We start from the raw sequence: 10,682 nt of genomic DNA on the forward strand, positions 1-10,682 counted from the left end.
CAACGCCGGATGCTGAACGCCTGTCATGTGGCCGCGAAACAGGACGGCCGCTGACCGGGGAGGCGCACCCCACGTCCGGGACCTGGAAGGTCCCGGACATGGAGCGGCACGTCACCGTCGGTTCAGGGGGCCGTGCAGGCCGCCGCCAGCCGCTCGTCCTTGCGGGTCGCGTCGTTGGTGGTCGCCGCCTGCGAGTCGCAGTCCATCACGCTGGACAGCCCCGTCAGCGGCTCCACCATCAGCACGCTCTTGGGGCGGTCGGAGGCGAAACGGAAGAGGATGGAGTTGTCCGCGGGCGCCGCCGCGGCGATGTCCGCGGGCGAGCCGAGCGAGCCCTGCATGCAGTCCATCCGGTTGAACACCGGCCGGCCGGAGCCGGGCAGGAAGCACAGGTTGTTGATGTCCGCGGCAACCATGGTGCCCGGGATGACGATGTCCGGTCCCGTCTCGCTGCAGCAGTTGGAGTCGGCGCGGCACGTCTTGGCCAGGCAGGACGGGCTGGGACACTTGTCCACGGTCCACTCGTCCGGATTGTTGAGGTCATCCCCGCACTTCAACCGCTCCCAGCGGGCCACGTTGTAGCGCCTGCCGTCCGGCTGCTCGACGTCCGGATCCACCACGATGCGCACCGGCTGGTTGGTGCTGATGGACAGCTGGCGCGCCCGCAGGGCGGCGCCCCACAGCTCGCGCGTGGCCGAGGTCTCCCGCTGACGGTCGATGCGGCCCTGCGTTCCCGCCACGGCCAGGGCGATGAGCACCCCTATCACCGCGACGGCCGTCATCAGCTCCAGCAACGTCATGCCCTTCGTGCGCTTCATGGCACCACCACTTCTTCCGCCTTGGCGACCGGCCGCAGCATTCCCACCGCCGCGAAGTTGCGCGCGAGGATCCGGAAGGTGAACCGGCGGCGCTTGTAGCCATCCTGGTCGCGCCCCTCTTCATCCTGCCCCCCGAGGATCGCATCCTGGTTGATGCGACGGGTGCGGATGACCAGCGTCACCTCCAACTCGCGGATCCGCTGCCGCATGCGCCTGTGCAGCTCCTCCTGGGTGGCGGGAGCCGGGAGGTCCACCCCGTCCGCCCCCTTCAGGTCGATCTTGCAGGGCCCCGCATTGAAATCCGCCAGCGTGCATTCGGAGATGTAGGGACGCGTGATGCCCGCGGCGGGCGCATCCGGGTACCAGGTCACGATGTTCTTGGCTTCGAACAGGTCGATGATCCCCTCGCGCACGGTCATCTGCTCCACGTCGCGGCTCACCACGGACCAGGCCGCCTGTCCGGGTGCCCGGTACTCGAGCGTGGGGATGTTGTTCTTCCAGTTCACCCGGTAGGCCGCGCCACCCAGGCGAAGGGCCAGCCAGTTCTCCACGTCGGTCTTCACCCCGGTCGGCTTCCAGAACTCCGTGTCCACCTCCCCTTTGCACTTGGGGGAGCTGGGAACTTCGGGGGTCGGCGCGTGGACCGTGAACTTCCCGGGGGCCCCGGCCATCACGGTGTCGATCCTCACGGGGCAGGCCACCTTGTTTCCACCGCTGACCAGCACGGCGATGGTCGGCTGCGCGGGGTTCACCATCCCATTGGAGGGGTCCTTGCCCGTGCAGAAGGTGGTCAGGTCGTTGCTGCGGTACCTGCCCACGTTCGGGGCTTCCGTGCACGGGGCCAGGGTCATCATCCCGTTCGTCTCCCCCCAGTAGAGCTGGAGGGCATCCGACTCCAGGTCCTCCGTGGGCGCCGGGACGAAGTCCGGGTCCGGGCCCAGCGGGGTGTCATTGCCCGTCAGGTCCGGCTTGTGCCAGACGGTGATGGCCGAGCGCTCATCGTCGGTGTCAAAGGAGATGGGCGTGTTGCCCATGCCCGTGCCGGCCCGCGCCAGGTCGGTGGTGAACAGCTCCTTCACCGCCCGGCCCGTGACCTGCGCCATCATCGTCTGCTCTTCGAAGAGGGCGCGCTTCTGCATCTGCGTGCCCACCACCAACCCGGTGGCCAGCACGATGACCCCCAGGGCGCTGGCGATCATCACTTCCAGCAGGGTGAAGCCCCGCCGCTGCATGGACGTGGGACTCATTGCGCCATCCGGGTCTGGAGGACCACGACCTGCCGGCCAGAGCGGATGTTCGGCTCTTCCCAGCTCACGGACACGCGCACGTTCACGAGGTTGCCCGTGGTGGCGCCCACCAGCGGACGGTTCACGGGGGGATTGCCCCACTTGCCCCCTTCCGCGGTGAGGGGGGCCATCACGTTGTCCACGTCCACGTTCACCGTGTATTCGCGCGCCAGGATGTTGGGGTCCGTGGGCGGCGTGTTGCGCAGGAGCCCCTCCGACGTCTGGTAGACCTGGAAGGTCCTGTTGGTCAGGTCAGCGCAGTTCACCTGCCCCTGGCATCCCTCCGTCAGGATGTTCTCCAGGGTCTGCTCCGCGATGATCTGCGCCTGATTGGCCGTCAGCGTCCGCCGGTTGGCGGTGCTCGTCTGGCTCACCACGGTCATGGCCGCCGCCACGCCCAGGAGCATGACGGCCATGGTGGCCATGACTTCCAGCAGGGTCACACCCCGTGAGGCTCGCTGCATCATTGCGGCAGTCTCCCGTCGGGCAGCGGCTCCCACAGCATGATCTGCGACTTGGGCACTCCGCTGGCCCCTGCCTTGTTGTTCCACTTCTGTCCGCCCATGACCTTCATCTTGCCCGTCGCCGTGAGCACGAAGAGGTGCTCGTCGTGCACCACCGGCGCGGAGATGGCGTGGCCCTCCAGCTCGGAGCGGGTCATCACGCCGGTGATCTGGTTGGCGGTGTACGAGGCGCCGTTCTGCGTCGTGCTCAGGTTGCAGATGTCCGCGGCCTTGCCGGCGGCGGTCGCTGCGTAGACGCTGTCAGCGCTGAGCGCCACGCCGCCCCACAGCTTCTCACCCTTGCCCAGCTTCTGGACCCACATGGGCTCCAGCGGCAGGCACGGCTTGTCTCCTGCGGGGTTCGGATCCTCGAACGCCATCAGGTGGTACTGGTACGAGGGCGACGCGGGGTTCGGCTCGTCGTAGCCATCCGTGTACTGGTCCGGGTTGTCGCCCGTGCCGAAGTAGAAGCGCACCACGGTGCCGTTCTCCGTGCGCACGAGCTTCACGGCCAGGTTGGAGTAGAGCTGCTGCAGGTCCAGGTCCGTCTGGCTGGCGTCCGGGTGGTTCTTCAGCGCGGCGGGCGCGCTCGCCACCATGCACTTCTGCACCTTGTCGCCCAGCTTCCGGGACGTGCTCACGTTCTTGAGGTTGACGCGCCAGACGCTGCCGGACGTGGTGGGCACGTACATGACGTCGTACGTCCCGTCCTGATCCAGGTCCAGCATCGCGGACTCCGCCGCGATGCCCCAGCCCTTCTCGAAGGTGATGACGCCCGCGTACTTGCCACCCGGGGTGGAGCCGTAGTCGAGCGGCTTGCCCGTCTTCATGTCGAGCAGGAACACCGCGCCCGCGCGCTTCTCGGCCGGCTCGTAGTCGGTGCCCACCACCGCCACCCAGCGGCGGTCCTGGGCATTCGCCGAACCCCAGGCCGCCCGGACGAGGGAGGGAGCATGGCGCGATCCGATGTTGTCCGGCAGCAGCACCTGGGGGTCCACCGTCTGCGCCGCGGTGAAGGCGGTCGCCATGGTCAGGTCCTTGAAGCTGAACTCCCACAGGGGCAGCGGATACCAGTCGTCCTCGGGGTTGGTGATGTCCAGCGCGTAGACCACCGGCGTGCTCTTGCCCGTCGCGGAGACGAGCACCGTCTTGGCGCCCTGCTGCTTCTGGGCCGTCTGTGCGGGCTTCCAGTCGTACTTGATGTTGGAGTTCCAGTCGTTGCGGTCACCCAGGTCCACGTTGGCGATGCTGGGCGAAGCGTCCATCTGGGGCCTCGGCAGGGTGCCCGAGTTGCGGAAGCGCACGTACTGGTTGCGGTACTGGCCCAGCAGCAGTTCGGGCATGTAGGCGAACTCCTCCTTGCCGGTTCCGTACGCGCGCGTGGCGGGGACGGTCGCGGAGCCACAGCCCGTCGGCTCGAAGTATCCGCGCTGCTGGGGCTCGTCGACGCAGCCGTCCTTCAGGGCGTTGCGGAAGTCGCCCGTGTCGAAGGCGTGGAGCACGCCGCTCATGGTGCCCACGTAGGCCACGGTCTTGCGCTTCTCCAGGCCCTTCAGGAAGTTCGTGCGGTAGAGGTCCCGCTCGGTCGGCTTCGCGTACTGGTACCAGTTGTCCTGGTAGGGAGGGACCGCCAGCGCCACGGTGGACAGGTTGATGCCGCCCATGGGCCACGGCCGACGCGCGCCGGTGGTCTTGTTCTCGTAGCCGTACAGCCAGTCCACCAGGAACTTTCGTTCGGTACCGGGGCTGCAGTTGTCGTCGTGGTTCAGGTCGTAGGGATAGCGTCCGTCGATCTCGCTGTACGTGTTGCAGAGGCTGCCCGCGAACAGCTCGTTGCCCTTGTCCTTGACGTCCTTGTTGCCGCCGTTGCTGTCCGACATCGTGTAGAGCTTGCGCTTGTCGAGCAGATCTCCACTCGTTATCGACAGGGCCATCACGCGGCCCGCTTCCCAGCGCAGCTTCGGATTGGTCGCATCGCTCTTCTCCGGGTCATAGAGCGACTGGAGGTACATGCGACCGCGGATGGTGTAGTCCTTGGCTCCGTCGTAGGTGCGGATGCCGGGGAGCGGCAGGCTGCTCTCGGCCCCGCTCCAACCCTCACCCCACTTCTGGCCCGGCGTCTCGTTCACGCCCCAGACGGCCACGTTGCCCAGGGTGCTCGGGCTGGAGCGCGCGTAGGCGCCGGAGCGCACGGCCTGGTAGCCGATGTCCACGTCGTCGATGATGGGACGGCACTGCTCGTTGGGGCTGCTGATGTCCACCTTCCAGCACAGCTGCGAACCCGTCAGGCCCAGCGCCAGGATGTCGATCTCCACTTCCTGGGTGGGGTACGTCCCGCCCGTGGGGAAGACCACCGGAACCCAGCCCGGCGACGGGTTGGGCTGGTACTTGCCGTTCCCGTCCAGGATGCGGCAGTCCACCGCGATGGAATAGGTGATGGTGGGCCTGATGCCGCTCGGCGGCGTGCAGGCTCCCACGGCTTCCTCGGTCCAGCAGGGCGCCCCATTCCCCGGGCATTTGGTCACGGATTCGCCCGGCTTCTGGACGCGCAGGCTGGAGGCGGGGGGCGGGGTCTCCGTTGACGAGTACGGCGCGACGTCGTCCTGCCGGCGGAAGCGGACCTTGGTGATGGTGAAGTCCGGGCCGAGCCTGTCCCCATCGTCGCCCATGACGTCGGAGGTCACGGTGTTGGACTTGGCGCCACCGCCGTTCTCCTTGTTGATCATGAACACGATGTCGTTGAAGTCGCGGTCACCACCGCCGTTGAGGTCCTCGAATCCGAGGATCCACCGGAAGGGGTCCGTGGTGGGCGCGCCCACGATGACGTGGGGCATGTAGTTCATGCGGTCCACGGCCTCGCTCACGTTTCCCGACTCCGTGCCGGGGCGCATGATGGTCACGCCCTCCGGGGGCATGATCAGGGTGTTGTAGGCAGGCGAGGCCAGACGGTCGAGCGTGGCCTGCTCCAGCCAGCCGCAGGCCCGCTGACCGCCGCTATTCTCGATCTCACAGGCATCACCGTCCGACGGGACGTTGCAGCTTTCGGAGTAGCTGCAGCCGATGTTGCGCTCCGTCACCTTGTTGCCCACGAGCGTCTTGAAGTTCTGATCCAGGTTCCAGGTGGCCTTGGAGAAGAACACGGAGACGGACGTCTGCAGGTGCAGCAGGCACTTGCCGTCCTCGTCGGCGTTGCCCGTGTAGGGGGCGCGCTTGAGGCAGGGGGCGACCGTGTCGTTGTCCGTGTTGTGGCGGACGTCGTAGTAGACGACGGCGAAGAAGACGATCTCCTTGCCACCCTGGACCATGCCCAGGTTGACCCTGCGGTCCCCGGTATTGAGGTTGTTGTAGTTGGTGTACTCGGGATCCGTGGTCGCGGGGGCGGGCAGCTTGAGGCCGCGGTAGTCGTACTGGGAGACGTTGTAGTCCGGGATGCCGTCGTAGTCGTTGCTGATGTCCGCGACGGGGCCGAGGTTGCGCTCGACGGTCTTGCCGTCGTCGTCATCCGCGAGCAGGAAGACCATTCTTCCGAGGCCCTTGTAGTCGTTCTCGGGCGCGGCCGGCTCCAGCAGGTTGGGGATGTGCGGGAACAGGCCGTTGTCGGACGAGGTGCTGTTGCTGGTCCCCACCCAGTCATTCGCGATGTTGTTGTTGCTGGAGTCCGCGCGGCCCGGGCGCGAGTCCGTGACGTCGGTCTTGTGGACGAAGGTCTTGGTGCAGGCCGGGGAGGGCCCCATCGCCAGCTCGGGCTCCATGTACGTCTTGCCCCCGGACGTGAAGGTCCGGGAGCAGCGCCTGGGCCCCTTGCCGACGTACTTGACGGGCAGGATGGGGTCGTCGTCCGGCGTCAGGTTGTAGAGGGCCTCGTGCAGGTCGAGGACGCCGTTGGCGTTCTTGTCGACGAGGTTGCCGTTGGCATCCGCATAGCCGCGGGCCTTCACGTCATCCAGGTACATGTAGCCGAGCGAGTGCGACGCACCGGCGGACTCGTACACGTAGTCGATGGTGACGGTCTGGTCGAACGGGAAGGTGATGTTCTCCGAGTCCAGCTTCTTGAGGTCGGTCTTGAGCTGGAGGCGCTTGTCTTCGCGCAGTTCGATGGTGTCGTTGCTGATGGTCAGGCCATCCGGCCCGATCTTGAAGGCGCCCTGCTTGTCATTGGCCAGATCGTCCTGGCAGAGCAGCTGGGGGCTGGCGACCTGGGCGGTGGCGGGCGCGGTGCCCGTCACCAGCAGGGCCGCGAGGGCGTTCTTGAAAAGCGTCCGCATCACTTCTTCCCCTGGTTCGTCGACTGGGACTTCTTCGCCTTCGCTTCGGCTTCCGCCTTCTTGCGCCGCGTCCGCTCCGTCACCTGCTGCTCCATCCGCTGCTTCAAGACCACCCGGCGCGGCGGCTCCGCCGGCACCGTCACGGTGGCCAGGAAGCCCATCAGCGGCTCCAGGTCATCCGGGCCCAGCAGGCGCGTGTCGCAGATGGCCTTGGGGTTGAACCGGTGGGGGGACTGCACCCACGCGTGGATCTCCTCCAGGCTCTTCCTGCGGACCACCTGGTCCATGGCGGGCCCCACCGGCTCACGGGTGCCCTTGGCGCGCTTCGGGGCTGGGGAGGGGGCTTGGGCCTGGTGGCACTGGGCACAGGCCTTGTTGAAGGCCAGCTCGCCCCGGTCCTGGGCGCTGGCGAGCGCAGGGAGCAGGAGCAACAAGGGGGTCAGGCGTTTCATGGGGGGCTCGCGGGAAGACGGGATTACGGAAGGGTGATGACCGCGGTTCCGGGCGTGCCGGTGTCCGTGACGTTGACGTAGTTCATGTCCGGGCCGCAGCCCTTGGAGATGCACCCGGGCGTGAAGATGGATTCGGTGTTGGAGTTGGTGACGAGCGCCTGCACCACGGCGCGGGTGGGCCGGCCGTTGGCGTTGGTGACCTCACCCACGGAGATGACCCAGAGCTGGCGGTTGGAGTCGGTGCCGAACAGGTCGTCGCTCTCCACGTCGTCCCGCACGAAGACCCGGTAGCGCACGTTCTTCTGCTCCGGGTAGTCGTCGATGCCGGCGTATTCGGCGGCGTCCAGGCTGTCGGTGGTGATGCTGTAGTCGTTCCACCCGTCCACCCCGTCACCCGGCAGCAGCTCGAACCAGGGGTAGTTGGCGCTGCCCATGCCCGGCAGTTCCACGCGATCCCGGCCCAGCGCGTCCTTGAGGACGAGCGTGGCCCCGAGGTTGGTGTCCATGATGATGCGCACCGCCTCGCGGCCCTCCGCGAGGCCCGCCTCGGCGGCGAAGAACGCCTGCTTCTGGCGGCGGGTGTCCGCCTGGCTGTCGGCCTCGCGGCCCACCACGCTGAAGCTGAGCATCACCGCCATCGTCACGACGGCGACCACGCCCAGCGCGAGCAGGAGCGTGAAGCCTCGCGGCTGGCGGAGGTGGGAGCGGGTGCGCGGAACCATCAGGAACTCCTTCGCGCGCCCTGGGGGAGGCGCGGCGTTGGGGCTGAGGGTCAGCAATCCGCGTGCCGGGGGGCCTGGCACCCAACCCTCTGGAATGAGGGGGATGCTCGGGCCGGGGGGGTGCCGTTTGACGTCAGGCGGCTGCGCAAAGTTTGCGAGCCCGCCAATCCTTGCGGTGCCACCGCCCTTTTTCGGGCGGGGCGGTGAGGCTAGCGCTGGCCGCCACGCAGTGCGGCACGCAGGCGGATCATGTCGTCCAGGACGCCCGGATCCACCAGCTCCAGGGCGGCCTTCTGGGCGAGGCCGCGGGACTGCTGGCGGTACTCCTCCTCGTCCTCCTCGCCGCCCTTGCCACCCTTGTCGTCGCCGCCGCCCTTGCCGTCGCCGCCCTTGGGCATCAGCGCCACCGGCTGGGAGACGCCCGGCTCCAGCCGGGGGAACGCGTTGGCGTCGGCGCGCACCGACGCGAAGAGGCTGACCATGGACAGGCAGAACACGATGGCGACAGTGAGGGTCTTCATGGGTGTCTCCGATTCTCCCACTCCCTGGACGCCTGGGCGCCAGGGGTTATTCATGACGCCCGTCACTTCGCCTTGAAGGTGCGGATGTATCGCACCAGCGCGTCCATCTGCTCCGGGGTGAGCCGGTCCTTGTAGGCCTTCATCTTCGTGTTGCGGGACGAGCCGTTGGCGATGACCTCGCGCAGCTCGGCGTCCGTTTCGGCCTTCTGCCAGGCGGCCCGACTCATGTCGACGATGGCCTCCTTCTGGCCCATGCGCGTCTGTGCCCGGCCGTCCGGGCCGTGGCAGGACTTGCAGCTCTTGCCCCACAGCTCCGCGGCGTCCTCGGCCCGGGCCACGGGGGCGCACAGCAGCAGGGTGGATACCAGCAGGCACAGCCGCGTCGTCATGCACCGTCTCCCGAACGAAGGGGCCGCCAGTATAGCGGCGCGCTCAAGACCCCGCGCGAGGCCAGAAGGGCGCCGGGGGCCGGCCGGGGGGCTGCAACCAGACGGACTCCAGGAAGCGCACCGCGTTCTGGTCCGCCGTGTCGTTCCGGGTGAACGCCGCCTGGGTGCCCCAAAGCACCGCCAGCGTCGCGAGCCCCGCGGCCCAGGCCATGGAGGGCACGGGGCGTCCGGCCGCGTCGCATCCCAGCGCGAGGAAGAGACAGCCCGCCACGCCGACGAGCGCCGCGAGCAGCACGCCGCCCGCGAGCCACGTGGGGAGGCCCAGGAAGGCGAGCACGTTGGGCGCGTGGTAGCCGGCCAGCAAGAGCGGCCGCGCCAGCGCGAGCACGGGGGTGGAGACGTCGTCGGGGATGTAGTTGACGAAGGTGGCCAGGCCCGTGATGAGCACGGACGCCGCGCACAGCATGGCGGCGACGCCGGACAGCCACGGACGCCCGGCCTCGCGCAGCCGCTCCAGCACCAGCCCCGCGGGCAGCAGCAGGAAGGGCACGAGCCCCGTGAGGTGGCGCGGCCCCGTCGTCCATCCCCAGGAGTCGTAGGTGAACGACGACGTGAAGTACGTGTAGCCGGCCAGCGTCACCGCGGTCAGCCAGAAGAGGGCGCGGGCCTCCGGGGACGTCCTGCCCTGGCGCTTCAAGAGGCCCAGGCCGGGCAGCGCGAGCAGCAGGAAGGGCGACAGCGTGAACAGCCCCCGCAGCGGGGAGAAGAACGACAGGAAGAAGGCGCGCGGATCCGGCGTGCGGATGCCCAGGAAGCCGCCCAGGTGCCACGGCTGGTAGGCCGCGTCGTTGAGGTGCTTGTAGCCCGTCTCCAGCGGGTGCCCGAAGGTGGCCTGGTGGTAGAGCATCAGCGCCGCGAGGAAGGGCAGCGCGCCCAGGAACGCGAGCCCGGTGGCGCGGCCCAGCCGCTGGAGCCGCGCGCTCCACGGGCCCTGGGTCCCCAGCAGGGTGAGGGCCGCGTAGAGGATGAGGCCCAGGACGCCCAGGGCGCCGGTGTACTCGGCGGCGACGGTGGCGCCCGCGCACGCTCCGGCCACGGCGTAGCCGCGTTCGCGCCACTCTCCGCGCGCGAGCCTCCACAGCGCGTAGAAGCCGGCGAAGAGCAGCACCGCCGTCGTCTGGTGGCTCATGAAGAGCAGCGAGTAGCTGAACGCCAGCGAGCCCAGCGCGTACGTCACCGTGACCGCGTCCGCGACGGTGGGCGACACCCAGGCGCGCAGGAAGCGGCGCACCAGCCACAGCAGCAGGAGCGTGGGCAGCACCGTGAGGAACAGGCGGCTGAAGAAGACGAGCGGCACCTCCGGCACGGCGTAGCGGTGGCCTCCGCCCAGGGCGCGCAGGGCCGCGTACACGGGCACCGCAGCGAAGGACAAGAGCGGCGCCTTGGACGGGTAGTACTTCCCGTTCATCACCGACAGGTCGCCCACGTGGCCGTAGTCGCGCAGGGCCCGGTTGATCTCCAGCGTGCCGTCCTCCACCAGCGCGCGCGTCTGCCACAGCCGGCACAGCTCGTTGGGCGAGCGCAGGCCCGGGTGGTACGGGAAGAGGAGCACGTAGAGCGCCGCCACCGTGGCCCACACCGCGCGGGGCAGGCCCGGCGACCGGAGCCGCTCGGGTGCCGCGGGCGGCGGCACCGGGGCCGCGTCGGGAGGCGGTGGGGTGGGGTG

At 68.6% G+C, this 10,682-nt stretch carries 9 protein-coding genes; all 9 read right to left on the reverse strand.

Annotated elements, in window-relative coordinates:
- Positions 1-122: 122 nt before the first annotated feature.
- The gene (locus tag D7X74_RS17550; protein ID WP_120534116.1) at positions 123-818 is read right to left on the reverse strand and encodes a Tfp pilus assembly protein FimT/FimU; all 696 of its coding nucleotides are present in this window, start codon (positions 816-818) and stop codon (positions 123-125) included.
- Entirely contained in the window at positions 815-2,065 is a 1,251-nt protein-coding gene (locus D7X74_RS17555) for a PilW family protein (protein WP_120534117.1), read from the reverse strand. Before D7X74_RS17555 ends, D7X74_RS17550 begins: the two co-directional genes overlap by 4 nt.
- Entirely contained in the window at positions 2,062-2,571 is a 510-nt protein-coding gene (locus D7X74_RS17560) for a prepilin-type N-terminal cleavage/methylation domain-containing protein (RefSeq protein WP_120534118.1), read from the reverse strand. The genes D7X74_RS17555 and D7X74_RS17560 overlap by 4 nt, the downstream gene beginning before the upstream one ends.
- Complete coding sequence (locus D7X74_RS17565) at positions 2,568-6,872, reverse strand: DUF4114 domain-containing protein (RefSeq protein WP_120534119.1); 4,305 nt, start codon at positions 6,870-6,872, stop codon at positions 2,568-2,570. The genes D7X74_RS17560 and D7X74_RS17565 overlap by 4 nt, the downstream gene beginning before the upstream one ends.
- A complete protein-coding gene (locus tag D7X74_RS17570) occupies positions 6,872-7,324 on the reverse strand; it encodes a c-type cytochrome (protein ID WP_120534120.1) in 453 nt (150 codons plus the stop codon). The genes D7X74_RS17565 and D7X74_RS17570 overlap by 1 nt, the downstream gene beginning before the upstream one ends.
- 23 nt (positions 7,325-7,347) lie before the next feature.
- A complete protein-coding gene (locus tag D7X74_RS17575; protein ID WP_120534121.1) occupies positions 7,348-8,046 on the reverse strand; it encodes a hypothetical protein in 699 nt (232 codons plus the stop codon).
- 209 nt (positions 8,047-8,255) lie between these two features.
- Positions 8,256-8,567, reverse strand: coding sequence for a hypothetical protein (locus D7X74_RS17580; protein WP_120534122.1), 312 nt, complete (start codon positions 8,565-8,567; stop codon positions 8,256-8,258).
- 62 nt (positions 8,568-8,629) lie between these two features.
- The gene (locus tag D7X74_RS17585) at positions 8,630-8,956 is read right to left on the reverse strand and encodes a cytochrome c (protein WP_120534123.1); all 327 of its coding nucleotides are present in this window, start codon (positions 8,954-8,956) and stop codon (positions 8,630-8,632) included.
- 43 nt (positions 8,957-8,999) lie between these two features.
- On the reverse strand, positions 9,000-10,682 hold a 1,683-nt coding region (locus tag D7X74_RS17590; RefSeq protein ID WP_370450767.1), incomplete at its 5' end, for a hypothetical protein.

The sequence above is a fragment of the Corallococcus sp. CA047B genome (assembly GCF_003612065.1).
Classification (GTDB): Bacteria; Myxococcota; Myxococcia; order Myxococcales; family Myxococcaceae; genus Corallococcus; species Corallococcus praedator.

What these genes read in the sequence shown, in the direction of transcription:
- D7X74_RS17550 (WP_120534116.1), bottom strand. Translation starts at nt 818, where the DNA reads ATGAAGCGCACGAAGGGCATGACGTTGCTGGAGCTGATGACGGCCGTC.
- D7X74_RS17585 (WP_120534123.1), bottom strand. Translation starts at nt 8,956, where the DNA reads ATGACGACGCGGCTGTGCCTGCTGGTATCCACCCTGCTGCTGTGCGCC.
- D7X74_RS17555 (WP_120534117.1), bottom strand. Translation starts at nt 2,065, where the DNA reads ATGAGTCCCACGTCCATGCAGCGGCGGGGCTTCACCCTGCTGGAAGTG.
- D7X74_RS17575 (WP_120534121.1), bottom strand. Translation starts at nt 8,046, where the DNA reads ATGGTTCCGCGCACCCGCTCCCACCTCCGCCAGCCGCGAGGCTTCACG.
- D7X74_RS17570 (WP_120534120.1), bottom strand. Translation starts at nt 7,324, where the DNA reads ATGAAACGCCTGACCCCCTTGTTGCTCCTGCTCCCTGCGCTCGCCAGC.
- D7X74_RS17560 (WP_120534118.1), bottom strand. Translation starts at nt 2,571, where the DNA reads ATGATGCAGCGAGCCTCACGGGGTGTGACCCTGCTGGAAGTCATGGCC.
- D7X74_RS17565 (WP_120534119.1), bottom strand. Translation starts at nt 6,872, where the DNA reads ATGCGGACGCTTTTCAAGAACGCCCTCGCGGCCCTGCTGGTGACGGGC.
- D7X74_RS17580 (WP_120534122.1), bottom strand. Translation starts at nt 8,567, where the DNA reads ATGAAGACCCTCACTGTCGCCATCGTGTTCTGCCTGTCCATGGTCAGC.